Origin of the sequence: Oceanimonas sp. GK1, from assembly GCF_000243075.1 — a bacterium.
GTDB lineage: Bacteria > Pseudomonadota > Gammaproteobacteria > Enterobacterales > Aeromonadaceae > Oceanimonas.
Window position 1 is genome coordinate 3,232,554 of sequence record NC_016745.1, and the last position, 25,851, is coordinate 3,258,404.

The 25,851-nt window shown below is 61.2% G+C and carries 24 protein-coding genes; 11 read left to right on the forward strand and 13 right to left on the reverse strand.

Annotated elements, in window-relative coordinates; all coding sequences use genetic code 11:
• The first annotated feature begins 584 nt into the window (after positions 1 to 584).
• The 5 genes from cysD to GU3_RS15235 all read left to right on the forward strand — a co-directional run bounded on the left by cysD (position 585) and on the right by GU3_RS15235 (position 7,480).
• Positions 585 to 1,853 carry a sulfate adenylyltransferase subunit CysD gene (cysD, locus tag GU3_RS17380; RefSeq protein ID WP_371245764.1) on the forward strand — a complete coding sequence of 423 codons (1,269 nt, stop codon included), beginning with the start codon at positions 585 to 587 and terminating at the stop codon, positions 1,851 to 1,853.
• A gap of 107 nt (positions 1,854 to 1,960) precedes the next feature.
• Positions 1,961 to 2,320, forward strand: a complete 360-nt coding sequence (locus tag GU3_RS15220) for a four helix bundle protein (protein ID WP_041543328.1) — start codon at positions 1,961 to 1,963, stop codon at positions 2,318 to 2,320.
• Positions 2,321 to 2,374: 54 nt separating this feature from the next.
• Complete coding sequence (gene cysN / locus GU3_RS15225) at positions 2,375 to 4,276, forward strand: sulfate adenylyltransferase subunit CysN (protein ID WP_014293423.1); 1,902 nt, start codon at positions 2,375 to 2,377, stop codon at positions 4,274 to 4,276.
• Positions 4,277 to 4,444: 168 nt separating this feature from the next.
• Positions 4,445 to 5,242 carry a 3'(2'),5'-bisphosphate nucleotidase CysQ gene (gene cysQ, locus GU3_RS15230; protein ID WP_014293424.1) on the forward strand — a complete coding sequence of 266 codons (798 nt, stop codon included), beginning with the start codon at positions 4,445 to 4,447 and terminating at the stop codon, positions 5,240 to 5,242.
• Between the two features lie 165 nt (positions 5,243 to 5,407).
• Complete coding sequence (locus GU3_RS15235; protein ID WP_050899379.1) at positions 5,408 to 7,480, forward strand: capsular polysaccharide biosynthesis protein; 2,073 nt, start codon at positions 5,408 to 5,410, stop codon at positions 7,478 to 7,480.
• A gap of 142 nt (positions 7,481 to 7,622) precedes the next feature.
• Here the strand turns inward: GU3_RS15235 and fghA are convergent, their stop codons facing one another.
• Together fghA and GU3_RS15245 are read right to left on the reverse strand one after the other, a co-directional pair.
• The gene (gene fghA / locus GU3_RS15240) at positions 7,623 to 8,459 is read right to left on the reverse strand and encodes an S-formylglutathione hydrolase (RefSeq protein ID WP_014293426.1); all 837 of its coding nucleotides are present in this window, start codon (positions 8,457 to 8,459) and stop codon (positions 7,623 to 7,625) included.
• A gap of 191 nt (positions 8,460 to 8,650) precedes the next feature.
• The gene (locus GU3_RS15245) at positions 8,651 to 9,769 is read right to left on the reverse strand and encodes an S-(hydroxymethyl)glutathione dehydrogenase/class III alcohol dehydrogenase (RefSeq protein WP_202798317.1); all 1,119 of its coding nucleotides are present in this window, start codon (positions 9,767 to 9,769) and stop codon (positions 8,651 to 8,653) included.
• Between the two features lie 231 nt (positions 9,770 to 10,000).
• Here GU3_RS15245 and GU3_RS15250 point away from each other — a divergent pair, with 231 nt between their 5' ends.
• Complete coding sequence (locus GU3_RS15250) at positions 10,001 to 10,870, forward strand: LysR substrate-binding domain-containing protein (protein WP_014293428.1); 870 nt, start codon at positions 10,001 to 10,003, stop codon at positions 10,868 to 10,870.
• 42 nt (positions 10,871 to 10,912) lie between these two features.
• Positions 10,913 to 12,358 (forward strand): helicase HerA-like domain-containing protein, encoded by a 1,446-nt coding sequence (locus tag GU3_RS15255; protein ID WP_014293429.1) that lies wholly within the window; start codon positions 10,913 to 10,915, stop codon positions 12,356 to 12,358.
• 57 nt (positions 12,359 to 12,415) lie between these two features.
• Here GU3_RS15255 and bfr (GU3_RS15260) read toward each other — a convergent pair whose 3' ends face one another.
• The 6 genes from bfr (GU3_RS15260) to GU3_RS15285 form a co-directional block, all read right to left on the reverse strand.
• Positions 12,416 to 12,883 (reverse strand): bacterioferritin, encoded by a 468-nt coding sequence (gene bfr, locus GU3_RS15260; RefSeq protein ID WP_014293430.1) that lies wholly within the window; start codon positions 12,881 to 12,883, stop codon positions 12,416 to 12,418.
• A 12-nt stretch (positions 12,884 to 12,895) separates the two neighbouring features.
• Positions 12,896 to 13,360, reverse strand: a complete 465-nt coding sequence (gene bfr, locus GU3_RS15265; protein ID WP_014293431.1) for a bacterioferritin — start codon at positions 13,358 to 13,360, stop codon at positions 12,896 to 12,898.
• 182 nt (positions 13,361 to 13,542) lie between these two features.
• Entirely contained in the window at positions 13,543 to 15,327 is a 1,785-nt protein-coding gene (locus GU3_RS15270) for an ABC transporter ATP-binding protein (RefSeq protein ID WP_014293432.1), read from the reverse strand.
• An 83-nt stretch (positions 15,328 to 15,410) separates the two neighbouring features.
• Complete coding sequence (locus tag GU3_RS15275; protein ID WP_014293433.1) at positions 15,411 to 16,574, reverse strand: hypothetical protein; 1,164 nt, start codon at positions 16,572 to 16,574, stop codon at positions 15,411 to 15,413.
• A gap of 159 nt (positions 16,575 to 16,733) precedes the next feature.
• A complete protein-coding gene (locus tag GU3_RS15280; protein WP_014293434.1) occupies positions 16,734 to 17,126 on the reverse strand; it encodes an STAS/SEC14 domain-containing protein in 393 nt (130 codons plus the stop codon).
• 75 nt (positions 17,127 to 17,201) lie between these two features.
• Positions 17,202 to 17,648 carry a MarR family winged helix-turn-helix transcriptional regulator gene (locus GU3_RS15285; protein ID WP_014293435.1) on the reverse strand — a complete coding sequence of 149 codons (447 nt, stop codon included), beginning with the start codon at positions 17,646 to 17,648 and terminating at the stop codon, positions 17,202 to 17,204.
• Positions 17,649 to 17,778: 130 nt separating this feature from the next.
• Between GU3_RS15285 and GU3_RS15290 the strand changes: the two genes are divergently transcribed.
• The 3 genes from GU3_RS15290 to GU3_RS15300 are packed head-to-tail and all read left to right on the forward strand — an operon-like array spanning position 17,779 to position 21,873.
• Complete coding sequence (locus GU3_RS15290) at positions 17,779 to 18,918, forward strand: homogentisate 1,2-dioxygenase (RefSeq protein ID WP_014293436.1); 1,140 nt, start codon at positions 17,779 to 17,781, stop codon at positions 18,916 to 18,918.
• Between the two features lie 19 nt (positions 18,919 to 18,937).
• The gene (locus tag GU3_RS15295; RefSeq protein ID WP_041543870.1) at positions 18,938 to 19,930 is read left to right on the forward strand and encodes a fumarylacetoacetate hydrolase family protein; all 993 of its coding nucleotides are present in this window, start codon (positions 18,938 to 18,940) and stop codon (positions 19,928 to 19,930) included.
• A complete protein-coding gene (locus tag GU3_RS15300) occupies positions 19,927 to 21,873 on the forward strand; it encodes an acetoacetate--CoA ligase (protein WP_014293438.1) in 1,947 nt (648 codons plus the stop codon). The genes GU3_RS15295 and GU3_RS15300 overlap by 4 nt, the downstream gene beginning before the upstream one ends.
• Here the strand turns inward: GU3_RS15300 and GU3_RS15305 are convergent.
• The 4 genes from GU3_RS15305 to rpe all read right to left on the reverse strand — a co-directional run bounded on the left by GU3_RS15305 (position 21,870) and on the right by rpe (position 24,571).
• Positions 21,870 to 22,088, reverse strand: a complete 219-nt coding sequence (locus GU3_RS15305; protein WP_014293439.1) for a hypothetical protein — start codon at positions 22,086 to 22,088, stop codon at positions 21,870 to 21,872. The genes GU3_RS15300 and GU3_RS15305 overlap by 4 nt on opposite strands.
• A gap of 116 nt (positions 22,089 to 22,204) precedes the next feature.
• Positions 22,205 to 23,212, reverse strand: a complete 1,008-nt coding sequence (gene trpS / locus GU3_RS15310; RefSeq protein ID WP_014293440.1) for a tryptophan--tRNA ligase — start codon at positions 23,210 to 23,212, stop codon at positions 22,205 to 22,207.
• A gap of 23 nt (positions 23,213 to 23,235) precedes the next feature.
• Positions 23,236 to 23,904 carry a phosphoglycolate phosphatase gene (locus GU3_RS15315; RefSeq protein ID WP_014293441.1) on the reverse strand — a complete coding sequence of 223 codons (669 nt, stop codon included), beginning with the start codon at positions 23,902 to 23,904 and terminating at the stop codon, positions 23,236 to 23,238.
• A complete protein-coding gene (gene rpe / locus GU3_RS15320) occupies positions 23,897 to 24,571 on the reverse strand; it encodes a ribulose-phosphate 3-epimerase (protein WP_014293442.1) in 675 nt (224 codons plus the stop codon). The genes GU3_RS15315 and rpe overlap by 8 nt, the downstream gene beginning before the upstream one ends.
• Positions 24,572 to 24,792: 221 nt before the next feature.
• On the opposite strand from rpe, the gene GU3_RS15325 reads away from it, so the two are divergent.
• Positions 24,793 to 24,978: a DUF2970 domain-containing protein gene (locus GU3_RS15325; protein WP_014293443.1), complete on the forward strand. Its 186-nt coding sequence runs from the start codon at positions 24,793 to 24,795 to the stop codon at positions 24,976 to 24,978.
• Between the two features lie 41 nt (positions 24,979 to 25,019).
• Here the strand turns inward: GU3_RS15325 and GU3_RS15330 are convergent, their stop codons facing one another.
• Positions 25,020 to 25,847 (reverse strand): Dam family site-specific DNA-(adenine-N6)-methyltransferase, encoded by an 828-nt coding sequence (locus GU3_RS15330; RefSeq protein ID WP_014293444.1) that lies wholly within the window; start codon positions 25,845 to 25,847, stop codon positions 25,020 to 25,022.
• Positions 25,848 to 25,851 lie beyond the last annotated feature (4 nt).

A 25,851-nucleotide genomic window follows, 5' to 3' on the forward strand; every position in this document is an offset into this window, starting at 1 on the left:
GCATGCTTTTATTCTACTTTGATGTTTAATACACTGTCATCCGAAACTAAAGCAAATAACCGGCAACATGGCCAAACCCCTTGCGGTAACTGAACTTGAACAAAAAGAGCAGTATTAAAGATTTATCGCCAGCAAAGCTAAATCAACGCCGAAAACAGGCGGTGGAACTGCGGCTTGGCGGTGCCACCCTGGCTCAGGTTTCTGCCACTACCGGGCTAAGTAACCCCACCATTATTGCGGCCTGCAAGGCCTTTGCGGCCGGTGGCTGGGATGCCATCAATGTGAAACCCAGAGGCCGGCAAACGGGTGACGGTCGCGCCTTGTCTTCCGAGCAGGAGCAGGTGTTGCTGCAACGCCTGCAATCTCCGCCGCCGGGCAATGGCCTGTGGCATACTCAGCCGATTTTGCAATGGGTAGCCAGCGAGCTGGGTGTGCCATTAACCGAGCGTTCTCTGCAGCGTTTTCTGGTGCGCTGGCAACTACAGGCAGAGCCGGTGCATGCTGTTTTTTCACGTTCAGCCCACCCCGTGAATCCGCAGTGGCTTAAACATGCTTTTCCCCTTGTTGAGCAGCGTGCCAGGCATATGGGTGCACGGGTGCTCTGGGGCGGCCTTAAAACAACAGGCACGCATTCGCTGTTGTACGCGCACACGCCCAGAGGGCGGCAACTGTGGCTTGCCGTGCCCTACCCGGCCACGGCCGAGCATTTTATTGCGTTTTTTGAGCGTCTTCTCTTTGAAGAGCAACAACTCTGCCTGGTGCTCACTGGCTGCGATATTTCACGCGTTACCAAAATTCAGCATTGGCTGAACGAACACTCAAGCATCTGTGTTTTTCACCCTGCGTCATATTCATCTTCGCCGGTTGCAACAGCAGCGCCACGGGAGCCCGCCCGGCGCCCGCAGTCTTCTGCAATTTCAGCTACGGCAACCTTCGTAACCAAGAGGAACTCCATGAACTTAACCCACCTGCAACGGCTGGAAGCCGAAAGTATTCACATCATGCGGGAAGTGGTGGCCGAGGCCGACAACCCGGTCATGCTCTATTCCATTGGCAAGGACAGCGCCGTCATGCTGCACCTGGCGATGAAGGCGTTCTACCCCTCGGTGCCGCCCTTTCCGCTGCTGCATGTGGACACCCGCTGGAAGTTCCGCGAAATGTACGAGTTCCGCGACCACATGGCCAAGAAGCTCGGCATGGAGCTGCTGGTGCACGTCAACCCGGAAGCCATCGAGAAGGACATCAACCCCTTCACCCACGGCTCCGCCATTCATACCGACATCACCAAGACCGAGGGCCTGAAGCAGGCGCTGGACAAGTACGGTTTCGACGCCGCCTTTGGCGGTGCCCGCCGCGACGAGGAAAAGTCCCGGGCCAAGGAGCGCATTTTCTCCTTCCGCACCGCCCAGCACCGCTGGGACCCGAAAAACCAGCGTCCCGAGCTGTGGAAGCAGTACAACGCCCGCAAGCACAAGGGCGAGTCTATTCGCGTGTTCCCGCTGTCCAACTGGACCGAGCTCGACATCTGGCAATACATTCACCTCGAGAACATTCCCATCGTGCCCCTGTACTACGCGGCCCAGCGCCCGGTGGTGGAGCGCGACGGCACCCTGATCATGGTGGATGACGAGCGCATGCCGCTGAAAGACGGCGAAGTGCCGATGATGAAGCACGTGCGTTTCCGTACCCTCGGCTGCTACCCGCTCACCGGTGCCGTGGAGTCGGAGGCCGATACCCTGCCCGCCATTATTCAGGAGATGCTGCTGACCAAGACCTCGGAGCGTCAGGGCCGCATGATCGACCACGACTCCGCCGCATCCATGGAAAAGAAAAAACAGGAAGGTTATTTCTGAGGCGCGCAGCGCCTCGGAAATAACCAGCTGTAAGCTATAAGCTTTATGCTGTAAGACAAATAAAGTCACAGCGCAGCTGATGGTTTATGGCTTCCAGAGAGGGCGTGATGAATTTTGAGAAATTGCAGGTGTGGAAGAAGTCGGCGAGGTTATCGGCTGACTTGTATAAGGCGCTGAGAGAACTACGGGATTTTGGTTTTCGCGATCAAATTACCCGTTCGGGCCTGTCCATACCCAGCAATATTGCCGAAGGCATGTCACGCTTCTCCAACAAGGACAAACGCCACTTTTTGGTGATCGCCAGGGGCTCATGTGCCGAGCTGCGCACTCAGGTCTATATCGGCATCGAAATTGGCTATATCAACGAGCAACAGGGTCGGCATTGGTTGCAGGAAACCCGTGATATTTCAGCCATGCTGCACGGGCTTATTACCACCCTGAATGACGAACAAAACGCCGCAAGCTGACGCTTTGACATACAGCATACAGCTTACGGCATATAGCTCTGAAGGATACGCAAGATGCACCAGTCATCTCTGATAGAAAGCAATATCAACGAATACCTCAAGCAGCACGAAAGCAAGAGTCTGCTGCGCTTTATCACCTGCGGCAGCGTGGACGACGGCAAGAGCACCCTGATCGGCCGCCTGCTGTTCGAATCCAAAATGCTGTTTGAAGATCAGCTCGCCGCCATGGAAGCGGACTCCAAGAAATACGGCACCCAGGGGGAAGAGATCGACTTCGCCCTGCTGGTGGACGGCCTCGCCGCCGAGCGGGAGCAGGGCATCACCATCGACGTGGCCTACCGCTTCTTCTCCACCGACAAGCGCAAGTTCATCGTGGCCGACACCCCCGGGCACGAGCAGTACACCCGCAACATGGTGACCGGCGCTTCCACCGCCGATGCCGCCATTCTGATGGTGGACGCGCGCAAGGGCATCCTCACCCAGACCCGCCGCCACAGCTACCTGATGTCGCTGCTGGGTATTCGCCAGGTGGTGGTGGCCATCAACAAGATGGACCTGGTGGATTACGCGGAAGACACCTTCAACCGCATTCGGGAAGACTACGCCCAGTTCGCCGAGCAGCTCGATCTTGAAAACATCACCTACATTCCGATGTCAGCGTTCAAGGGCGACAACATCGTCGAGCCCAGCCCGAACATGCCCTGGTACCACGGCACCACCCTGATGGGCTACCTGGAAACCGTGGAAGTGGACGACACCCGCATGCAGCGCGCGCCCTTCCGCCTGCCGGTGCAGTGGGTCAACCGCCCCAACCTGGACTTTCGCGGCTTCGCCGGCACCATCGCCAGCGGCGTGGTCAAGCCCGGTGATCGCATTCGGGTACTGCCCTCGGGCAAGGAAAGCACCGTGGACCGCATCGTGGTGCACGGCGGCGATCTGGCACAGGCCGTGGCCGGCCAGTCGGTGACCCTGACCCTGGCGGACGAGATCGACATCTCCCGCGGCGACATTATCTCCGCCGCCGACGCGCCGGTGGAAACCGCCGATCAGTTCGAGACCACCCTGGTGTGGATGCACGAAGACGCCCTGCTGCCCGGCCGCCCCTACCTGCTGAAGATCGGCACCAAGACGGTGACCGCCACCGTCACCGACATCAAGTACCAGGTCAACGTCAACACCCTGGAGCACGTGGCCGCCAAGAAGCTGGACTTGAATGGCATCGCGGTGTGTAACCTCAGCCTGGACCGGGCCATCGCCTTTGATGACTACCAGAGCAACAAGGACACCGGCGGCTTCATTCTGATCGACCGCCTGTCCAACAACACGGTCGCCGCCGGCATGCTGCACTTCGCCCTGCGCCGCAGCCAGAACATTCACATGCAACACGTGGATGTCAACAAGGAAGCCCGTGCCCTCACCAAAGGCCAGAAGCCGGCGGTGCTGTGGTTCACTGGCCTGTCCGGTGCCGGCAAGTCCACCATCGCCAACCTGGTGGAGAAGAAGCTGCACGCTCAAGGGAACCACACCTACCTGCTGGACGGTGACAACGTGCGCCACGGCCTGAATAAAGACCTGGGCTTTACCGATGCCGACCGGGTGGAAAACATTCGCCGGGTGGCAGAAGTGTCCAAGCTGATGGTGGACGCCGGCCTGATTGTGCTTACCGCCTTTATCTCGCCGTTTCGCGCCGAGCGCCGCCTGGCCCGGGAACTGCTGGCCGAGGGGGAGTTCATTGAAGTGCACGTGGACACCCCGCTCAACGTGGCGGAAGAGCGCGACGTGAAAGGCCTGTACAAGAAGGCCCGCCGCGGCGAGCTGAAGAACTTCACCGGCATTGACTCCGCCTATGAGCAGCCGGAAAGCCCGGAACTGCGCCTCGACACCACGGCACTCAGTGCCGACGAAGCGGCGGATCTGGTTATTGAGCTGCTGAAAGAGCGGGGAATAATCGGCTAACAACAGCTAACTGCTTTAACCCCCTCCCAACCTCCCCCTTAAAAAGGGGGAGGAGCAAACCAATTCCCTCCCCTTGCCAAGCGGGAGGAGCAAACCAGCTCCCTCCCCTTACCAAGGGGAGGGTTAGGGTGGGGTTATTTGGACACCAACACATTCACAGGAAACAGAATGATCATTACTCAGGAATTGCTTAACCAGGTAGATTCTCTGGCTCGAAAGGCCGGCGCCGCCATCATGGAAATTTATGGCCGCGACTTTTCCATCGAGCAGAAAGAAGACAAGTCACCGCTGACCGAAGCTGATGCCGCCGCGCACCAGATCATCGCCGACGGCCTGGCCAAGCTGGAGCTCAAGGCCCCCATTCTGTCGGAAGAGGACACCGCCGGTTTCGCCGGTACCGATGAGCATGGCCGTTACTGGCTGGTGGATCCGCTGGACGGCACCAAGGAATTCATCAAGCGCAACGGCGAATTCACCGTGAACATTGCACTGGTGGAGCACGGCAAGCCAGTGCTGGGCGTGGTATACGCACCTGCGCTGGATGTGGGCTATACCGCTGCTCAGGGTATTGGCGCTTTCAAAACCGAAGGCCAAAACACCCCAATGGCAATTCAGGTAGCGGCCTATCAGGCTGGTACTCCTTGGCGGGTAGTTGGCAGTCGTTCTCACGCCGGCGATTCCCTGCTACAGCTATTGGAAAAACTGGGTGAGAATGAGTTAGTGGCCATGGGTAGCTCGCTCAAGCTGTGTCTGGTGGCCGAAGGCGCCGCCGACGTATACCCGCGCCTCGGCCCTACCTCGCTTTGGGACACGGGTGCCGCTCAGTGTGTTGTGGAGCAAGCCGGCGGCACCGTGGTGCAGCTGAACGGCGAACCGCTGAGTTACACCAACACTCAAGAAGTACTTAACCCCTTCTTCCTGGTGCTGGGTAAGAGCGACGTAAACTGGCCGGCACTGTTTGCCTGAGTCACCCTCTCGGGAACCATTAATTATAAGTGAAAATACCCTCTCCCGGCCTTCACCCTTAAAAAAGGGGAGGTGCAAAATAGTTCCCTCCCCTTGCCAAGGGGAGGGTTAGGGTGGGGTTAAAACCTGCCTATTTCCCTTTAACTTCTTTAAATTCCGCCCATTATGCTTCTAACCACCTCTTACGGCATCTGGCGTCAGCGCCGAGTGCTAAATGCCTTGCTGGCCCCTCACTACCTTGGGCTTATGCCTGGCAACAACGCCACTGCCGTGGTGGGCTGGGGCATGAAACCCAACACCGAGCGGGCCCGCCGGCTGGCAGCGAGAAAAGACCTGCCCTTCTGGCAGTTGGAGGATGGCTTTGTGGGCTATATTGGCCACCCCGCCACAAGGGCCACCCGGCTGTCGCTGATTGTGGACGAGGTGGGTGTGTATTACGACGCCACCCGCCCCAGCCGCCTGGAGCAGTTGCTGCAAAACATCGACTGGTGGAATGATGACTGGCAGCAGCGGGCCGATGCTCTGCGTCGCATTCTGGTTGACCAGGGCATTACCAAATACAACTGCTACTCCGGCAATGTGTTGCCGGCAGCCATCGCGGCCAGGCTGGATAACACTCGCCCCCGGGTGCTGGTGATTGACCAGACTAAAGGCGATCAGTCGGTGCGGCTGGGGCTGGCAAGCGAGGCGTCGTTTACCAATATGCTGGCTGCCGCCAAGGCCGAGAACCCGGACGCCCAGATTATTGTGCGCACCCACCCCGATGTGCTGTTGGGCAAAAAGCAGGGGTATTTAACCGATGTGGCCGGTAGCGATGTGTTGCTACTGGCCGACAGCGTGAACCCCTTTGCGCTGATGGCCGAGATGGACAAAGTGTATACCGTTACTTCCCAGTTGGGCTTTGAAGCCCTGCTGGCCGGTAAGCCGGTGGTGTGTTTTGGCGCGCCCTTTTATGCGGGCTGGGGCGTAACCGACGATCGCCTTGCCGTGCTGCGCCGGGGTGAACAACGCACGGTGCCACAACTGCTGGCGGCGGCCTATTTACGTTATTGCCGTTATCTTGACCCGGTAACCGGTGAGCGTTGCGAACTGGAAGATCTGCTGGATTTGATCCTGGCGCAGCGCTCACCGGTGCCGCCGGTGGATACCCTGTATGCGGTGGGCTTTTCGTTATGGCGCCGTCGCTTTGCGCCCCGTTTTTTGCGCCGTTATGCAAAGAAAGTGATATTTGTTGACCGTATGCCGGACGCCATGGATTCCCGCCTGCGCGGGAATGACACTTCCCCTTCCCGGGCCGTGCTGGTATGGGGCCGCAAATTTGAATCGCAACTGGCCGGTTGTTCACTACCGGTGTGGCGAATGGAAGACGGCTTTTTGCGATCTGTGGGGCTGGGTTCGGATCTGCGCCGCCCAGGCTCGCTGGTAATTGACCCCTTGGGCATGTATTACGATCCGCGCACCCCCAGTGCCATTGAGCATTATTTAAAACATCATGACTTTTCCGCTCTGGAGCTGGAGCTGGGTGAGCAGCTGTTAACGCATTTTCGCGAGCAGGCACTGACCAAATACAATGTGGGTGTTCGCCGCCAACTGGATTGGCGGGCACAGGCCAGCCATCGTCCGGTCATTCTGGTGCCTGGCCAGGTAGATGACGATGCCTCGGTGCAACTGGGCAGCCCCTTTGTGGCGGGCAATGCCGCCCTGCTGCAGGCGGTACGGGCAGCTCACCCCAATGCTTTTATCGTGTTTAAACCCCATCCGGATGTAGTAAGTGGCAACCGCAAAGGACAGGTGCCGGAAAAGGTGCTGAAAGCTTGTGTAGACCTGGTGGAAACCGAGGCCGGCATTGTGGATTGTTTGGATGAGTGCGATGCGGTGCATACGCTAACGTCACTGACAGGGCTGGAAGCGTTAATTCGTGGTAAGCCGGTCACGGTATGGGGCCAGCCGTTTTATGCCGGTTGGGGGCTGACCACAAATGTTCACCCGGTAACGCGCCGGGCTCGAACTCTACCCTTGGCCGCGCTGGTGTATGCCACCTATGCCTGGTACCCCACCTATGTGGATTATGACTCCGGCCTGTGCAGCACGCCGCTACGCATGGCGCGCCAGCTGGCTCAAGAGCGGAAAGCATACCGGGAGCCCAAACACCCTGCCCTGCAGTTGGTTTATCGCCGTTGGCGCAAACTGAAGTATTTATGGGAAGCGTTGGTTCCAAATCGCACAGGTTGGCGATGAACGCCACACATTCACCACCTTGTCGCCTTCTGCGGAATAGATTCCGGGTCAAACCCGGAATGACAAGGGTGGGGTTGTAGGCCCCGGTTTATCCGGGGCTAATACGGTCGCATGGGGCATGATTTGCCCCAACAAATGGGCCCTACAGACCCAGATGCCGCGCATGAAAGCGCAAATGCTCTTCTATAAAGCTGGCGATAAAGTAGTAGCTGTGGTCGTAACCGGGCTGCAGGCGCAGCTCCAGCTTGGCGCCACTCGCTTCGGCGGCGGCCTTGAGCGCCTGAGGTTTCAGTTGCTCAGCCAGGAAGTTGTCGGCCTCTCCCTGATCCACCAGCATCGGCAGTGAACAGCCTTTTTGCTTCAGCAGCAGGCTGGCGTCGTACTCGGCCCAGGCGGCTTTATCATCACCCAGGTAGGCGCCCAGCGCTTTGTGGCCCCAGGGGCAGTCGCTCGGGTTGGAGATGGGCGCAAAGGCCGACACCGACACAAACCGCTCGGGGTTGCGCAGCGCCAGCACCAGAGCACCGTGGCCCCCCATGGAATGACCGCTGATGGCGCGCCGGCCGCTGAGCGGCAGCTCGCGTTCCACCAGTGCCGGCAACTCGCTCAGCACGTAGTCGTACATGCGGTAGTGCTTGTTCCAGGGCGCTTTGGTGGCGTTAACGTAAAAGCCCGCCCCCAGGCCCAGATCGTAGGCGCCTTCAGGGTCGTCGGCCACACCGTCGCCCCGGGGGCTGGTGTCGGGAATGACGAGCGCCAGCCCCAGTTCGGCGGCCACCCGCTGGGCGCCGGCCTTGGCGGAAAAGTTCTCGTCGGTGCAGGTCAGGCCCGACAGCCAGTACAGCGCCGGCACCGGACCTTGCTCGGCCTGGGGCGGCAGAAACACGGAAAACTGCATGGTGCAGTTAAGGGTACTGGAGTCGTGCTGATAGCGGATTTGGCGACCGCCAAAGCATTTTTGTTCTTGTAGCAGTTTCATAGCTTCCCCTTCGGGTAGCTGTAAGCTGTCGGCTTTAAGCTGTAAGACAAACACCGAAGGCTGAAGGCACAGCATGGTGCCTGCAGCATCACTAGCCGCCTGTTACATGGACTCCGGCCTGCGCCGGAGTGACACGGGTTTACAGGCGGCTTCGGGCTGCTTACAGCTGATAGCTTAAAGCTTAAAGCTGTTTATTTGTCGTACAGGATCACCGAGCGGATGGACTTGCCTTCGTGCATCAGGTCAAAGGCGTGGTTGATGTCGTCCAGGCCCATGGTGTGGGTGATAAAGGTGTCCAGCTCGAACTCGCCGTTCAGGTACTGCTCCACGATGCCGGGCAGCTGGGAGCGTCCCTTCACGCCGCCAAAGGCGGAGCCTTTCCACACCCGGCCGGTCACCAGCTGGAACGGACGGGTGGAGATCTCGGCGCCGGCCGGGGCCACACCAATGATCACCGACTCGCCCCAGCCCTTGTGGCAACACTCGAGGGCAGAGCGCATCACCTTGACGTTGCCGATGCACTCAAAGGAGAAGTCCACGCCGCCGTCGGTCATTTCCACGATCACGTCCTGGATCGGCTGGTCGAACTTGCTCGGGTTCACGCAGTCGGTGGCGCCCAGCTTTTTGGCAATCTCGAACTTGTCTTCGTTGATGTCGATGGCAATGATACGGCTGGCCTTGGCCTGCACCGCACCGATGATCACCGCCAGGCCAATGCCGCCGAGGCCAAACACCGCCACGGTGTCGCCTTCCTGCACCTTGGCGGTGTTTTTCACCGCGCCCATGCCGGTGGTCACGCCGCAGCCCAGCAGACACACCTTCTCCAGCGGCGCTTCCTTGCTTATTTTGGCCAGGGAAATCTCGGGCACTACGGTGTGCTCGGCAAAGGTGGAGCAGCCCATGTAGTGGAAAATCGGCTTGCCGTCTTTGAAGAAACGGGTGGTGCCGTCGGGCATCAGGCCCTTGCCCTGAGTGGCACGCACCGCCTGACACAGGTTGGTCTTGCCGGATTTGCAGAACTTGCACTCGCCGCATTCGGCGGTATACAGCGGAATAACGTGATCGCCCACCTGCAGGCTGGTCACGCCCTCGCCCACGGCCTCCACAATGCCGGCGCCTTCGTGACCCAGAATGGCGGGAAACACGCCTTCGGCGTCGTCGCCGGACAGGGTGTAGGCGTCGGTATGACAAACCCCGGTGGCCACAATGCGCACCAGCACTTCACCTTTCTGGGGCGGCATCAGATCCACTTCTTCAATGCTGAGCGGCTTGCCCGGCTCCCAGGCGACGGCGGCGCGGGTTTTCATCATTTCCATGGTTGGCTCCTGTTGGTGTTCGGTTTTGTCTGCAAAAGGGTTGCCGCTTTGCGGCAAATGGCGGGCAGGCTGCCCGCGCTCCATTGCATATGCATAAGTGTATTTGGAGCGCAGGCTGCCAGCCTGCATCAGCGCCGCAAGGCGCTTCGCATGCCGGTTATTGTATTACAGCCCTCATCGACGATAATGCTCCACAAGGCAAATGATTTTTACCACTGAGTAACAATGACCCACTGGGAAGGCATTAACGAGTTCATCAGTGTAGTGGAAAGCGAGAGCTTTACCGCCGCCGCCCGCCGCTTGAACGTGTCGGTGGCCCATGTCAGCCGGCGCATCAACCAGCTGGAAAAGCGGCTGGGGGCCAAACTGCTGTACCGCACCACCCGCAAGCTCAACCTCACCGAGACCGGGCGGCTTTACTATCGCCAGGTACGCCGGGTGCAGGATGAACTGCAGGCCGCCGAAGAGCAGGTGATGGCGATGGAAGGCAACCCGGCGGGCAAACTGCGCATTACCGCCCCGGTGTATTACGGCGAGCAGTTCCTGGCGCCATTGGTGAATGATTTTCTGCTGCGCTATCCGGAGCTGAAACTCGACATGGTGCTTACCAATCAGACGGTGGATCTGGTGCAGGACGGTTTTGATCTGGCCATTCGCCTGGGCACCCTGGGCTCCTCCAGCCTGATGTGCCGCAAGCTGGCCCGGCGCACCCAGTATTTATGTGCCGCCCCCGATTACCTGGCACGCTTCGGCACCCCTCTGCACATTGGGGAGCTGGCCCGGCACCGCTGTCTGGCCGGCACCGTGGATCACTGGCGCTTTGTGGAGGACGGTCGCCCCCGCGCCTTTCGGCTGCATTCGGGCTGGCACTGCAACTCGGGGCTGGCATTGAAAGATGCGGCCATCAAGGGGCTGGGCATAGTCCAGCTGCCCGATTACTACGTGACCGACGAGCTGGAGCGAGGCCTGCTGGTCAGCCTGCTGGACCAATACCGGCTGCCGGACGACGGCGTCTGGGTGGTGTACCCCAACAACCGGCACCTGTCCCCCCGGGTGCGGCTGCTGGTGGATTATCTGGTGGAGCAACTGGGCTAGTGACTAAGCTTGGAGCAGTTTCCCAAGCCAGCGAGCCTTGCCATGACCTCTTCTTCTCTCTATCTCGGCGCCACCCGCGACCGGCAGCCGGTCACCCTGCACCTGCCCATGGCCAACCGCCATGGGCTGATCACCGGGGCCACCGGCACCGGCAAAACCGTCACCCTGCAACGGCTGGCGGAGGGCTTTTCCCGCGCCGGCACGCCGGTGTTTGTGGCCGACGTCAAGGGGGATCTGTCGGGCCTGGCGGCCGCCGCCGGCCCCAATGACAAGGTGGCCGAGCGGCTGGCGCTATTATCCTATTCAGATTACCAGCCGCGCCCGGTGCCCACCCTGCTCTGGGATCTGTTCGGTGAGGCCGGCCACCCGGTACGGGCCAGCCTGTCGGAGCTGGGGCCGCTGTTGCTGGCCAACATCATGGCGCTGAACGACACCCAAAGCAGCCTGCTGTACGCCTGTTACCGCATCGCCGATGACGAGGGCCTGCTGTTGCTGGATCTCAAGGACTTGCGCGCCCTGCTGGGCTGGGTAATGGAAAACGGCAAGGCGCTGGGCCCGCGCTACGGCCATCTGCCCACCAACAGCCTGGCGGCGATTCAGCGCCGCCTGCTGGTACTGGAGCAGGAAGGGGCCGGGCACTTTTTTGGCGAGCCGTCGCTGCAGCTGCCGGATCTAATGCAACGGGATTTTTCCGGCCAGGGGGTGGTCAGCATTCTCGATGCCCGCCGGCTGATGCAAAGCCCGCGCCTCTACGCCAGCCTGCTGCTGTGGTTGCTGAGCGAGCTGTTTGAAAACCTGCCGGAGCGGGGCGATGGCGAGCGGCCCGAGCTGGTGTTCTTCTTTGATGAAGCCCACCTGCTGTTCGACACCGCCCCCCAGTCCCTGCTCGACAAGGTGGAGCAGCTGGTGCGGCTGATCCGCTCCAAGGGCGTGGGCGTGTATTTCATTACCCAGAGCCCGCAGGACATTCCCGAGGCGGTGCTGGGCCAGCTCGGCAACCGCATTCAGCACGCCCTGCGCGCCTTTACCCCCAAGGACGAACAGGCGGTGCGTACGGCGGCCCGCACCTTCAGGGCCAACCCGGCCTTTGATACCCTGGCCGCCATTACGCAGTTGGGAGTGGGCGAGACCCTGGTCTCGGTGCTGGATGAAAAGGGTACGCCCACCATGGTGGAGCAGACCCTGATCTGCCCGCCGGAATCCCGCATCGGTCCCTTGAGTGAGGACGAGCGCCGGCTCAGGCGGCAGCAGTCGCCCCTGGCCGGACGCTATGAGCAAACACTGGATCGGGACTCGGCCTTTGAAATGCTGGCGCGGCGGCTGGAAACCGCCCGGAGCGAGCCGCCGTCACAGCGTCCGGCACCGGCCAGGCGGCAAACCGACTCCCTGCTGGAAAGCATGGCCAAGAGCGCCCTGCGCAGCATGAGCAGCCAGATCGGCCGGCGGCTGGCGCGCGGCTTGCTGGGATCCCTGCTGGGCGGTAAATAGAGGAAAATCACGGCACGCGCGGGCAGGACGCCCGCGCGTGAGAACGGAATTGCTGACTTACATCTGCGACTGCAGGTAGTTGGGCAGGCCGATGCGCTGAATAAGGCCCAGCTGCTGCTCCAGCCAGTGGGTGTGGTCGTTTTCGGTGTCTGCCAGCAGCACCTGCAGCATGTCGCGGGTCTGGTAGTCCTGCTCCTGTTCACACAGGGCCATGACCTTGCGCAGATCTTCAATGACCTTGTACTCCAGGTTCAGATCGCTCTGCAGCATGGCGGGAACGTCCTTGCCGATGTTGAGCGGAACCCGGGTCACCATGTCGGGGGTGCCTTCCAGAAACAGAATGCGCTCAATCAGCTTGGAGGCATGACCCTTTTCGTCTTCAAACTCGTGGTCGATGCGTTCAAACAGCTTGGTCAGACCCCAGTCTTCATACATGCGGGAATGGATAAAATACTGATCCATCGCGCTCAGCTCGCCGGCCAACAGCTCGTTCAGTGCGGCAATGATTTGCTGATTACCTTTCATTGTTCTGCTCCCTTACAGTTGTGACTGCTGGTAATTCTCAAGGCCAATTTTACCGATAAGGTCAAGCTGGGTATCGATCCAGTCCAGGTGCCCTTCCTCGTATTCTTCCAGTTCGCACAGCAGCTCGCGGGACACGTAATCCTGTACCGACTCACAGTAGGCGATGGCTTCTTTCAGCACCTGCAACTGCTCTTCCACCTGCTGGCGGTCACAGCCCAGCATTTCCTCGGTGTTTTCACCAATACGCAACCGGTTGAGGTGCTGCAGGTTGGGCAGACCTTCGAGGAACAGAATGCGCTCGATCAGCTCATCGGCCTGTTTCATGTCCTTGATGGACTTCTTGTATTCCCGCTCGTTGAGCTGTCCGAGCCCCCAGTTCTTGAACATGCGGGCATGCAGGAAATACTGGTTGATGGAGGTCAGCTCAATGCTGAGCACCTGGTTCAGGTACTCGATGACTTTCTTGTCGCCTTTCATAACCCTCTTCTCCCCTTGAGACGTCAGCCATAAGGATAGACGTCACGGTCTATTTAATCAAACCAAAATAAAATATAAGCGTATGATTTTATTGGGTTTTACTAGAAACAAGAACGAGTGGCATTTACCCTCACAGTCAGTGGCCGGCACCTCCACGGACCACGGCCACTCACTGCTCGGGCTCAGCTGGCCTCCGCTATCTCGCCCGTCTGCACCCGCCATTGGGCGGCATACTGTCCGTTCCGGGCAAGCAGCTCGGCATGATTCCCCTGCTCTACAATCCGGCCCCGTTCCATCACCACGATGTTGTGGGCCTGGACCACGGTCGACAACCGGTGAGCGATCACGATCAGGGTACGATCCCTGGCGATATGGCGCAGCGAGCGCTGAATGGCAGCTTCGGTTTCATTGTCGACGGCGCTGGTGGCCTCGTCCAGGATCAGCACCGGCGGATCCTTGAGCAGCGCCCGGGCCAGTGACAGCCGCTGGCGCTGGCCGCCCGACAGCCGTACTCCCCGCTCTCCGACCTGGGTATCGAGCCCTTGGGGCAGGCGCTCGATGAACTCCCAGGCTTCCGCCTGCCGGGCCGCCGCCACGATGTCGGCTTCGCAGGCGTCGGGCCTGCCGTAGGCGATGTTGTCGCGGATGCTGCCCTCAAACAGATACACATCCTGGCTCACCAGGCCGATGTTGCCCCGCAGCGACGACAGTGCCAGTTGCTGAATGGGCGTTTCATCCAGATAAATCGTTCCCTGCTGAGGCTGGTAGAAACGCAACAACAGCTTGATCAGGGTCGACTTGCCCGAGCCGGTGGCGCCCACCAGTCCCAGGGTGGTGCCCGCCGGCACCTGCAGACTGACATCATCCACCCCCGCCGCGCCGGCACCGTAATGAAAGCCCAGGTTTTCAAAGCGCAGTTCGCCACGCACCGGCGCCGCCAGCGCCTTGCCGGTGTCCTGGCCGGAGACCGGTTCATTGAGCACATCCAGAATGCGCCGAGTGCTGGCCATGGCCCGCTCAAACAGATCGATCACCTGGGCCAGGCCGGTGAGCGGCCACAACAGCCGCTGGGTAAGAAAAACCAGCACGCCGTAAGCGCCCACATTGAGGGAGCCGTCCAGGGTTTTCAGGCCTCCCAGAATGAAGGTGGCCAGAAACCCCACCAGAATGGCCATGCGGATCACCGGGATAAAGGCAGAGCTGATACGAATGGCGCGACGGTTGGCCTCCACATAGGCTTCGCTGCCGGCACGCAGGCGCTCGCTTTCCCGCGCTTCGGCGGTAAAACTCTTGATGGTGGCAATGCCGTTCAGGTTGTTGGACAGCCGCCCGGCCAGCTCACCGACCCGTTCGCGCACCTCGGTATAAACCGGGCCCGCCTTGCGCTGAAAGTAAAAGGCTCCCCAGATGATCAGGGGGATGGGCGTAAAGGCCAGCAGGGCTATCTGGGGCGAGAGCACCATAAATACCGCCCCTACCGCCACCACGGTGACGAACACCTGGATCAGGCTGTTGGCGCCGCCGTCCAGAAAGCGCTCCAGCTGGTTGACATCGTCATTGAGGATGGAGACCAGCCGCCCCGAACTCTGTCGTTCAAAGAACCCCATATCGAGCCGTTGCAGGTGGTCGTAGGCGTCCTGCCGCAAGTCCGACTGCAACCGCTGGGCCAGGTTGCGCCACAGGATCTGGTAAAGATATTCAAACAGTGACTCGCCGGCCCAGATCAGAAAGGTCAGGGCGCCCAGCACCAGGATCTGCTCCTTGGGCGTGACAAACCCCAGCCGGGCCACAAAGCTCTGCTCCTGGTTCACCACCACATCAATGGCGATACCGATCAGTATTTCGGGCGCGATGTCGAACAGTTTATTGATAATCGAGCAGCTGACCGCCGCCACGATGCGCCGGCGATAACCACCGGCGTAACGCAGCAGTCTGGCCAGTGCCTGAAAGCTGGATGAGGAAGACATAAAAACCCCTGGCTGCAGAAAAAAGCCAAGGGTACTCAATGACACCCGTTTAAGAAAGCGAATCGTTATCGTTTTGCCGTTTGTTATTCAATCCAGATGGGGTTGGAGTAGGCCCGCTTGCCGTCGCGATCTTCCACCACCCACTGCATCCAGGTATGGTTGGGCGGCACCGGCACTCCGGTTCTAAACCACTTGGCGCCGTTGATTTTCCAGCCGGCGACCTGCTTGCCATCCAGCCACACTTCGGCCCGGGCCAGGCCCACCTCGGAGCGGAATTCCACCTGGCTTTCGCTGAAGGGCTTGGCGACACCGCCAAAGTTGGTGGTCACCGGATAAACCTGGGGGCCAAAACTCAGAAAGCTGTGGCCCTTGCCGGCAGCGCTGGCGTAGTCGGCACTCAGCCGGCCGTTGGGAGTGTAGGCGTAGAGCTTGCCGCTTTCGCCTCCCAGATACACCTTTTCGCCCTTGCTCCAGCGCTGGCGCAGTTCCCTGAGCCGGGCCTCAAACCCATCGGTCACCGGTCTCAGCTCCAGCAGGGCCAGCTCGGCCTGCCCCTGGCCGGCATAGAGCGGCTTATCGGCGCTCAGGGCGCCAAGAGAGCCGGCGCTGAGCCAGGCGCTGACGTCACCGCCCTTGCGGGGCTGGCGCAGATCATCACTGCTATACAGCATGCCCAGCTCGTTTTGCAGCCGGGCGGCGGTCCAGTGGGCCTGCACCATGTTGGGCATGTCGTTGTAATTGCGGGTTACCGGCGCCGTCAGGGGATTGCGCTGCAGCCGGTAGCCGGCCAGGCGAGATTCCCCCTGGGGCAGGGTGCTGGAAAGACGAATGCCGGCATCATCCCGGTTCACCTCGTAGCGACTGACCAGCGGCTGGCCCTTCCAGCGCCGCTCCAGCTCAATGACCAGCCGGCTGTCGCTTTGCTCCACCACCTCGATACGGGCCGAAGAGAGCTCACCCTCGCCGGGCACCACGTCCAGATGCTGCACCAGATCCGGCCCGTAGCGGCCCTGGTCGACCAAAGACAAATCCACCAGAGCGCCGCTGTCGGCACTGATGGCAAAGGCAAAGTGCGGTGTGCGCACCGTGATGTCTTCCTCGCCGCCGGCGTTGCCGCCCTCGATAAAGGTGGGACCACGGGTCACCTCCAGGGTCGCGGCGGCCATGCCGGCATCACCGCCCTTGGAGGCACAGGCAGAAAGGACCAGGGCGGCCAGCAGGGTCAGCCCGGTTTGATAAAAGCGCATATTGAAAACCCCGAAAAATAAAAAACGCCATGAATTCTGACAGCTTGCGGCCCAATCTCAAGAGGAGGCGCAGGCTCTTTCCCGCACAACAGCGACGGCGTGCTGCGCCACCTGAACCCCAGCGCCCGGCGCCGGCGCCGAATGCGACCAAAACGGTCGTCAGGGTGCTTCAGCGTCAAGCCAGGCTTCGGCCTCACTCCGGCTTTCAAAGTACTGCACCTGGCTGCCCAGCATAAACCAGTCCACCAGGGTGGCCATGATCTTTTCCTTGAGGTTGCAGCCCACAATGGCCAGCCGGCTGAAGTCGTCACCGTGCTGTTGGGTAAAGCGGATCTCTTCCCAGAAGGCCCGGGCTTCCCAGCCACTGAAGCCGGTAAGATCCACCAGGGCGAGAATGCGCGGCTGATCCATGGCGGCCAGCTCCTGCTCCAGCCGCTGCTCCATGTCCCGGAAATCGTCATAGGCAATGTCGCCAAAAATACGCAGGTGCAGGCGCAGGGTGTGATCGTCCTGCCGCGTCATCTCCACTTCCATTCCATGTGCATTGAGCATGGCCGTCTCCTTGAACGAGTGAGTGTGGCTGTAAGTATAGAGCCGCCTCGCCCACTCTCACCGACACGACCGTCGTCACATGTGATCCAGCTGGTCCAGCAACTGATTGAGGTGATTGAGCAGGGAGCTGGCATCCCCATTGGCCAGCCCCTGGGCCAGCCGGGATTCCCACTCCAGCACTCTGGGGACCATGCGCCGGTACAAGGCCTTGCCGTTCTGGGTCAGGGCAATGCGGGCGGCGCGCTGATCCCGCAGGCTGGGAGTACGCCGGATCATTCCCTTGGCTTCCAGCCCCTGCAATGCCCGGGACACTTTGACCTTGTCCATGCAGGTGAGCTCCGCCAGCTCCCGGGCGATGCGGGTTTCCCCCTGCCCCAGCACCGCCAGCAACCGCCACTCCGGCCGGGTGATACCGAACTCCTTGCGGTAAAACACCGCCAGCTCGCTGCTCACCCGCTCGGCCACCTGCATCAGTTTGTAGGGCAAGAAACGCTCCAGCTCAAAGTCGTCCCTGTCATTCATCTGTGACTCCTGTCGGTCTTCCGTGAAGAGGCCAAGTGTAACCACTTTCCCCGGCCGCTTTAAGGGGACACCATAATACGGTGAGGGGAACTATAGTGATTAAGGCATTCATCGACGCCGGAGGCTCAGCATGAAAACCGGGGTTTCCTTTCCCCTGCGCGAAGGCGAGTATGCACGGCAGGCCCACTGTGATCTGCCCGCCGGCAGCGTTGAGCGGGAAATCGGCAAGGACGGCTTTTTCGGCCCGGCCAGTCACATGTATCACCGCCATCCGCCCACCGGCTGGAGCCACTGGGAAGGGCCGTTGCGTCCCCGCGCGCTCGATACCGGCAAACTGCCCGTACCGGGCCCGTCTCCCTGGGACGCGGCGTCCCTGCTGTATAACGAGCGGCTGCACATTCGCCTGTGGCGTTGCCAGGCCGCCATGGATCACTTGGTGCGTAACGGCGACGGCGACGAATGCCTGTTTGTGCACCAGGGTCGCGGCGAGCTGTATTGCGACTATGGCAGGCTGCCTTTCACCCAAGGGGATTACCTGGTGCTGCCCCGCTCCACCAGCTGGCGTATTGAGCCCGCCGAGCCGGTTACCCTGCTGATGATTGAAGCCACTCACGGCAGCTACCGGCTGGCAGACCGGGGGCCGGCAGGGCGGCACGCCATTTTTGACCCGGGCGTGCTGGATCACCCGCACATCGACGAGGCCTTTACCCGCCAGGCCGAGGCTCCCGGCGAGTGGCAAGTCAAGCTCAAGGCCCGCGGCCAGCTGAACACCATCACCTACCCGTTCAACCCGCTGGACGCCATAGGCTGGAAGGGCGATCTGACCGTGCTCCGGCTCAACTGGCGGGACATTCGCCCCCTGATGAGCCATCGCTATCACCTGCCGCCTTCGGCCCACAGCACCTGGGTGACCGACGATTTTGTGATCTGCACCTTTGTGCCCCGGCCCATGGAGTCGGATCCCGGGGCGCTCAAGGTGCCTTTCTTTCACAATAACGACGATTACGACGAAGTGATTTTTTATCACCAGGGCAACTTTTTCAGCCGCGACAATATCGACGCCGGCATGATCACCTGGCACCCCTGCGGCTTTACCCATGGCCCTCATCCCAAGGCGTTGGTCGCCGGCAGCCAAGCCAGGCGCACCGAAACCGACGAGGTGGCGGTGATGATCGACAGCCGCCAGCCCCTGAACCTGGCCGAGCTGCCGCCGGGGGTGGAAAACGCCGATTACGTCAACTCCTGGCAAGGCAACGGCGCCGCCACATAACGTAAACAAGGAGGTAATGGTGAAACTGGCTTCTCTCAAGGAAGGACGTGACGGCAGCCTGGTGGTGGTGTCCCGGGATCTGCGCCGGGCCTGCAGCGCCGAAGGGGTAGCACCCACCCTGCAGGCCGCGCTCGACAACTGGGAGGAATGCGAGCGCGCCCTGCGCGCCCTCTACCAGCAACTGAACCGGGAAACCCACCGCGACGCCTTTGACTTCCACCCGCAGGAATGTGCCGCTCCCCTGCCCCGGGCCTACCAGTGGGCCGACGGCAGCGCCTACGTCAGTCATATCGAGCTGGTGCGCCGGGCCCGGGGCGCCGAAATGCCGCCCAGCTTCTGGACCGATCCGCTGATGTATCAGGGCATGTCGGACGGGTTTCTCGGCCCCTGCGACGACATTGCCCTGGCCGATGAAGCCTGGGGCATCGATTTTGAAGGGGAAGTGGCGGTGATCACCGGGGATGTGCCCATGGGCACCGAAGAGCGCCACACCCTGCCCCATGTGCGACTGCTGATGCTGGTGAACGATGTGTCGCTGCGCAACCTGATCCCGGCGGAGCTGGCCAAGGGCTTTGGCTTTTTCCAGTCCAAACCGGCCACTTCCTGCTCACCGGTGGCGGTCACCCCCGACGAGTTGGGTCAGCACTGGCAACAGGGCCGGGTGCAGCACCGGCTGCGGGTGGAACTGAACGGCACCCTGTTTGGGGAGCCCCACGCCGGCACCGACATGACCTTTGGCTTTGACCGTCTGATTGCCCACGCCTGCCTGAGCCGGCGACTGGGGGCCGGTACCATTATCGGCTCGGGCACCGTCTCCAACCGGGATGAACACACCGGCGCCTGCTGCATTGCCGAACGCCGCACCCGAGAACTGCTCAACGCCGGCAGCGCCAGCACGTCCTTTATGCACTTTGGCGATCGGGTGCGCATGGAAATGATCGATGACGGGGGGCAGAGCATTTTCGGCGCCATCGATCAGCAACTGGTGCGCTACCGGGGGCCGGACACATGAATACCGCTCCGCTGTGGACGCCCTCGCCCGAGCGAATACAGCACAGCCTGCTGCACGCCTTTATGCAACGGCTGGAGCGAGAGCTCGGGCTGGGGGTTGACGACTACGCCTCCCTGCATGCCTGGTCGGTGGCATATCCCGATCTGTTCTGGCACCAGTTGTGGCGCTTTGCCGGCATTATTGGCCATCGCGGCAGCGTAACCGTTACCCATGTCGAAGACGCCGAACACGCAGTCTGGTTTCCCGAAGCCCGGCTCAATGTTGCCGAAAACCTGCTGGCCCACGAGCGGGTGCCCCTTGACGATCCCGCCATCATCGCCCTTGTGGAGGGCGGCGCCACGCGCACCCTCAATTGGCATCAACTGCACCGGCAGGTAGCGGCGGTAGCCGCCTGGCTGGATGAGGCGGGAGTCCAGCCCGGAGACGTGGTGGCGGGCTTTCTGCCCAATGTGCCGGAAACCCTGGTCGCCATGCTGGCCACCGCCAGCCTGGGCGCGGTATGGACCTCCTGCTCGCCGGACTTCGGCACCGAGGGGGTGATCGAGCGCTTTGGCCAGACTCAACCCAAGGTGCTGTTTGCCGCCGACGGCTACCGCTATAACGGCAAGGCCCACGACAGCCGCGTTCGGGCCAGCGCCATCATGGCGGCCATTCCCAGCCTCTGCCTGCGGGTGGAAGTGCCCTGCCTTAATGATCCGGCCCCGGTCGACGGCATCACCGCCTGGTGCGAGATCCTGGCCGCCCATGAACAGGCGCCGCTTCGCTTTCATTCCATGCCCTTCAACGCGCCACTGTATGTGCTCTATTCCTCCGGCACCACCGGCAAGCCCAAATGCATGGTGCATGGCGCCGGCGGCACCCTGCTCAACCATATCAAGGAGCACCAGCTGCACTGCGACATTCACCCCGGGGACCGTGTGTTTTATTTCACTACCTGCGGCTGGATGATGTGGAACTGGCTGGCCTCGGCCCTGGCCAGCGGTGCCACCCTGCTGCTTTATGATGGCGCGCCCTTTTATCCCGAGGCCGGCCGGCTGTGGCAGTGGTGCAGCGAGCAACAGGTCAGCCTGTTCGGCACCTCGGCCAAATACCTGGAAGCGCTGGAAAAAACCGGCCTGCAACCGGGCCGGCACTACCACCTGGGGGCACTGCATACCCTGTGCTCTACCGGCTCCCCCCTGGCGCCGGAGCAGTTCGACTTTGTCTACCGGCATATCAAGCGTGACCTGCTGCTGGCGTCCATTTCCGGCGGCACCGACATCTGCGGCTGTTTTGTACTCGGCAATCCCATCAGTCCGGTATACCGGGGGCAGTGCCAGGGGCCGGGGCTGGGCATGGACGTGCGCGTGTTTGATGATGAGGGCAGAAACCTGGTCGGTGAGCCGGGTGAGCTGGTGTGCTGCACTGCCTTTCCCAACCGGCCGGTGGGCTTCTGGAACGACGACGGCAGCCGTTATCACCAGGCCTACTGGGCCCGCTGGCCGGGGGTGTGGCATCACGGCGACTTTGTCACGCAAACCCGTGAGGGTGGCATGGTGTTTCACGGCCGTTCCGATGCGGTGCTCAACCCCGGAGGCGTGCGCATCGGCACCGCCGAAATCTACCGCCAGCTGGCGCGCTTCAAGGAAATTGCAGAAAGCGTGGTGATTGGCCAGCGCCAGGGCCACGACGAACGACTGGTGCTGTTTGTGCAGCCGGCAAAGGGCCACACACTGACGCCTGAACTGGCCGCAGCCATCCGCCAGCGGTTAAGGGAAGCCTGCTCACCCCGCCATGTGCCGGCGGTGATCCTGGCGGTGAATGACGTGCCCCGCACCCGATCGGGCAAGCTGGTGGAGCTGGCGGTACGGGAAGTGGTCCACAACAGGCCGGTCAAAAACCTGGAGGCCCTGGCCAATCCCGAGGCGCTGGAACAGTTCAGGAACCGGCCGGAGCTGGCTTAGCTGTCGAGGTAGCGCCCCTGGCTCAGCTCGCGTTCGCGCTGGCATTCGGCCAGGTAGATGGCGGCCACCACGGAAGATTCCTTGTGATGATCGTCAATGGCCCGGGAGACCATGCGCTCCAGAGTCTTGTCATTCTTGGCCATGCGGAACTTGCGCAGCCAGTAATATTTGTCCTGCAGATCCTGTTCCTGAACTGACTCGATATGTTCGTTCATTAATGACGTGAATTCCGGTGAGGAAATAAAGTAAAAGGCCAAAGCCGAAAAATTAGACGGCAAACCGTCCGAAATGGTTCCCGCGCCATTGGCGCGGGAATCCGGGCAGAGTGGGCTCAGCGAACCCGCGGCACGAAGCCGATCACATCATACACTTTGTCGAGGGTCTGCACCGCCTTGGCCCGGGCCTTGTCGGCGCCCAGCGTCAGCACCCGGCGCAGCTCGGTCTCATCTTCCCGCAGCTCGTGAAAACGCTGCTGAATGGGGGCGAGCATGGCCAGCACCGCCTCGGCGGTTTCGGTCTTGAGGTGACCGTACATCTTGCCCTCAAAGTGCTGCTCCAGCTCCGGGAGGGTGCGACCGCTGGCACCGGCCATCAGGGTCAGCAGGTTGGACACGCCGGGCTTTTCGGCGGTGTCGAAACGCACCACGGGCGGCTCGTCCGAATCGGTCACGGCCCGCTTCAGCTTCTTGGTGATCACCTTGGGATCTTCCAGCAGTCCGATGAAGTTGTTGGCGTTGTCGTCCGACTTCGACATCTTCTTGGTCGGCTCCTGCAGGCTCATGATGCGGGCGCCGTCTTCGGGAATAAAGGGCTCGGGCACGGTAAACACGTCGCCATACAGCTGGTTGAAGCGGTAGGCGATGTCCCGGGTCAGCTCCAGATGCTGCTTCTGATCGTTGCCCACCGGCACCTGGTTGGCCTGATACAGCAGAATATCGGCGGCCATCAGCGCCGGATAGGTAAAGAGGCCGGCGTTGATGTTTTCGGCGTAGCGGCTGGACTTGTCCTTGAACTGGGTCATGCGCGACAGCTCGCCGAACTGGGTATAGCAGTTGAGCACCCAGGCCAGCTCCGCGTGCTCGGGCACGTGAGACTGAATAAAGATGGTGCTCTGCTCGGGCTCAAGGCCGATGGCCAGGTACAGGGCGGCGGCGTCCAGGCAGGCCGAGCGCAGGGCTTGCGGGTCTTGCCGCACGGTGATGGCGTGCATGTCCACGATGCAGTACAGGCAGTCGTAGTCCTGCTGCATTTTCACCCACTGGCGCAGGGCGCCCATGTAGTTGCCAATGGTCAGCTGGCCCGAGGGCTGGGCACCGCTGAGTACGATGGGTTTAGCCATGATGTTCCTTGTGGTGTATTGGGTTAAATCTTAAGGATGGCAGCGAGCCCGGCGAAATCGTCCAGCACCCAGTCGGGGGAGCTGTCGGCGATGGGCCGGCCGTAATTGTAGCCATAGCTCAGCGCCGCCACCGCCATGCCCGCGGCCCTGGCCGCCAGCACGTCGTTCTCCGAGTCACCCACCATCAGGCTGCGGGCCGGGCTCACGTCCAGCCGCTCGCAGATGTGCAGCAGCGGGGCCGCACTCGGCTTTTTCTCGGCCAGGCTGTCGCCGCCCAGGGCCAGTTCAAAGTGATCGGTCAGTCCTCCCGCCGCCAGAATGCCGGGCACAAAACGATAGGGCTTGTTGGTAACCAGGGCCAGGCGTTTGCCCGCCGTGCGCAACCGCTCAAGGGTGTCGAGCACGCCGGGATAAAACACCAGGGCAGCGTCGGCATGGCCGGCATAGGCCTCGTCGAACAGGGCGCGGGCGCGGCGGTGCAGGTCGGCGTCCGGGGCCTCTCCCTGCGCGGCGGTGAGCGCCCGCTGTACCAGCATGTCGGCACCATTGCCCACCCAGCAACGCACCGCTTCCACCGGCTGACCGGCATGGCCGAGGGTGGCCAGCATGTCGTTGATGGCCTCGGCCAGCTGGGGCACGCTGTCGATCAGGGTGCCGTCGAGATCGAACTGAATAAGCTCAAAGTCAGCCATGGGCGGCCGCCAGCTCCCGGCGCATCTGGTCGATCACCGCCTTGTAGTCGGGCTTGCCGAAAATGGCCGAGCCGGCCACAAACATGTCGGCGCCGGCCTCGGCGATATCGCGAATGTTCTCGGGCTTGACGCCGCCGTCGATCTCCAGACGAATATTGCGGCCGCTCTCGTTGATACGGCGACGGGCTTCACGCAGCTTGTCGAGGGTACCGGCAATAAAGGACTGACCGCCAAAGCCCGGGTTGACCGACATCAGCAGGATCACGTCGACCTTGTCCATCACGTAGTCCAGGTGGCTGAGCGGCGTGGCCGGGTTGAACACCAGGCCGGCCTGGCAGCCCTGCTCGCGAATCAGCCCCAGGGTGCGGTCGATGTGCTCGGACGCTTCCGGGTGAAAGGTGATGATGGAGGCTCCCGCTTTCGCGAACTCGGGCACCAGGCTGTCGACCGGCTTAACCATCAGGTGCACGTCGATGGGCGCGGTAATGCCGTAGTCGCGCAGGGCCTGGCACACCATGGGACCAATGGTCAGGTTGGGCACATAGTGGTTGTCCATCACATCGAAATGCACGACATCGGCACCGGCTTCCAGCACGTTCGCCACGTCTTCACCCAGACGGGCAAAATCGGCGGAAAGAATGGAAGGAGCAATCAGAAAGTCTTTCATCGGGGTTACCTTGAGCGCAAAAAACGCACCGATTCTACCCCAGCGCCCGGGGATTCTCTAGCGCGCGTCTATGCTTGGCGTAAGCGAATTCGGGAGTATGGCCTGGCTTCGTCGAGTCATTCCGGCCTTGAGCCGGAATCTGTAGCAGGATGCAAAGCACTCCCTGAAGGAAGATGCCGGCTCGAAGGCCGGCATGACAAATCTTGTGGAGAGGAAAGCCCATGAGCTGGAAACACAGACTGCAGGCGGTGCTGGCCGCCCTGTTCGGGGTGCAGTCGGAGCAAAACCGCCACGCCCAGTTCACCGGCAGTCCCTGGCCCTATGTGGCCCTGGGGGCGGTACTGATTTTGCTGTTTGTGCTGGCGCTGGTGGGCATAGTGAAGCTGGTGCTGGGCGGTGAGGGGTAAAACGTGAGGAGTGAGGCGATGGTTTCCTCACACTTTACCCCTCACTCCTCACCGGCCTTCGGCGCGAACAGCGCCAGCAGTTCATCCACCTTCTGGCGATTGTGGCCGTGACGGCTGATGGTCCGCTTGACCGCCACCACATCCAGGCTCGCATCCCGGTACAGTTCCCGGGTCAGCGGAATATCGTGGTTGCTGATCAGCACCGGCACGCCCTTGGCCGCGGTTTCCCGGGCCAGCCGCGCCAGAATGGCCTGATCGTCCAGGGTAAAGCCGTTGGCGGCATAGGTGGTAAAACTGGCGGTACTCGACAGCGGCGCATAGGGCGGATCGCAGTAGAACACCTGATCCGGCTCGGCGCCGGCAAAGACTTCATCATAGCCCTGGCAGACAAAGCGGGCCTTCTGTGCCTTTTCGGCAAAAAACCACAGCTCCCTTTCGGGAAAATAGGGCTTCTTGTAGGCGCCAAAGGGCACATTGAAACCGCCCTTGCGGTTATAGCGGCACAGGCCGTTGTAACCGTGGCGATTGAGGTACAGGAACAGCAAGGCCCGCCGGAACGGCTCCGCTTCCTGATTGAACTCGGTACGCAGGCCGTAATACACCGCCTTGTCGTTATTGCCGGGCACAAACAGGCTGGCCGCCTCGCGAACAAAGGCATCGGGGCGGGTTTGCAGCAACTGGTAGAGACTGATCAGATCGGCGTTGATGTCGGCCAGCACATAGGCATCGAAGTTCGAATTGAGAAACACCGACCCCGCCCCCACGAAGGGCTCGACCAGGGTGCGGCCTTCGGGCAGGCGGCGGTTGATGTTGTCCACCAGACCATATTTTCCGCCGGCCCACTTAAGAAAGGCGCGGGTTTTCGTCATTGTT

Excerpts from the sequence above, each read along its gene's own strand:
- GU3_RS15290 (WP_014293436.1), top strand. The coding sequence starts at position 17,779 with ATGAAAACCGGGGTTTCCTTTCCCCTGCGCGAAGGCGAGTATGCACGG.
- GU3_RS15235 (WP_050899379.1), top strand. The coding sequence starts at position 5,408 with ATGCTTCTAACCACCTCTTACGGCATCTGGCGTCAGCGCCGAGTGCTA.
- GU3_RS15245 (WP_202798317.1), bottom strand. The coding sequence starts at position 9,769 with ATGATGAAAACCCGCGCCGCCGTCGCCTGGGAGCCGGGCAAGCCGCTC.
- GU3_RS15220 (WP_041543328.1), top strand. The coding sequence starts at position 1,961 with ATGAATTTTGAGAAATTGCAGGTGTGGAAGAAGTCGGCGAGGTTATCG.
- GU3_RS15330 (WP_014293444.1), bottom strand. The coding sequence starts at position 25,847 with ATGACGAAAACCCGCGCCTTTCTTAAGTGGGCCGGCGGAAAATATGGT.
- GU3_RS15305 (WP_014293439.1), bottom strand. The coding sequence starts at position 22,088 with ATGAACGAACATATCGAGTCAGTTCAGGAACAGGATCTGCAGGACAAA.
- GU3_RS15250 (WP_014293428.1), top strand. The coding sequence starts at position 10,001 with ATGACCCACTGGGAAGGCATTAACGAGTTCATCAGTGTAGTGGAAAGC.
- GU3_RS15285 (WP_014293435.1), bottom strand. The coding sequence starts at position 17,648 with ATGAATGACAGGGACGACTTTGAGCTGGAGCGTTTCTTGCCCTACAAA.
- cysD (WP_371245764.1), top strand. The coding sequence starts at position 585 with ATGGGTGCACGGGTGCTCTGGGGCGGCCTTAAAACAACAGGCACGCAT.
- GU3_RS15255 (WP_014293429.1), top strand. The coding sequence starts at position 10,913 with ATGACCTCTTCTTCTCTCTATCTCGGCGCCACCCGCGACCGGCAGCCG.
- cysN (WP_014293423.1), top strand. The coding sequence starts at position 2,375 with ATGCACCAGTCATCTCTGATAGAAAGCAATATCAACGAATACCTCAAG.
- GU3_RS15325 (WP_014293443.1), top strand. The coding sequence starts at position 24,793 with ATGAGCTGGAAACACAGACTGCAGGCGGTGCTGGCCGCCCTGTTCGGG.
- GU3_RS15300 (WP_014293438.1), top strand. The coding sequence starts at position 19,927 with ATGAATACCGCTCCGCTGTGGACGCCCTCGCCCGAGCGAATACAGCAC.
- GU3_RS15275 (WP_014293433.1), bottom strand. The coding sequence starts at position 16,574 with ATGCGCTTTTATCAAACCGGGCTGACCCTGCTGGCCGCCCTGGTCCTT.
- bfr (WP_014293430.1), bottom strand. The coding sequence starts at position 12,883 with ATGAAAGGTAATCAGCAAATCATTGCCGCACTGAACGAGCTGTTGGCC.
- GU3_RS15270 (WP_014293432.1), bottom strand. The coding sequence starts at position 15,327 with ATGTCTTCCTCATCCAGCTTTCAGGCACTGGCCAGACTGCTGCGTTAC.
- GU3_RS15315 (WP_014293441.1), bottom strand. The coding sequence starts at position 23,904 with ATGGCTGACTTTGAGCTTATTCAGTTCGATCTCGACGGCACCCTGATC.
- bfr (WP_014293431.1), bottom strand. The coding sequence starts at position 13,360 with ATGAAAGGCGACAAGAAAGTCATCGAGTACCTGAACCAGGTGCTCAGC.
- cysQ (WP_014293424.1), top strand. The coding sequence starts at position 4,445 with ATGATCATTACTCAGGAATTGCTTAACCAGGTAGATTCTCTGGCTCGA.
- GU3_RS15280 (WP_014293434.1), bottom strand. The coding sequence starts at position 17,126 with ATGCTCAATGCACATGGAATGGAAGTGGAGATGACGCGGCAGGACGAT.
- fghA (WP_014293426.1), bottom strand. The coding sequence starts at position 8,459 with ATGAAACTGCTACAAGAACAAAAATGCTTTGGCGGTCGCCAAATCCGC.
- rpe (WP_014293442.1), bottom strand. The coding sequence starts at position 24,571 with ATGAAAGACTTTCTGATTGCTCCTTCCATTCTTTCCGCCGATTTTGCC.
- trpS (WP_014293440.1), bottom strand. The coding sequence starts at position 23,212 with ATGGCTAAACCCATCGTACTCAGCGGTGCCCAGCCCTCGGGCCAGCTG.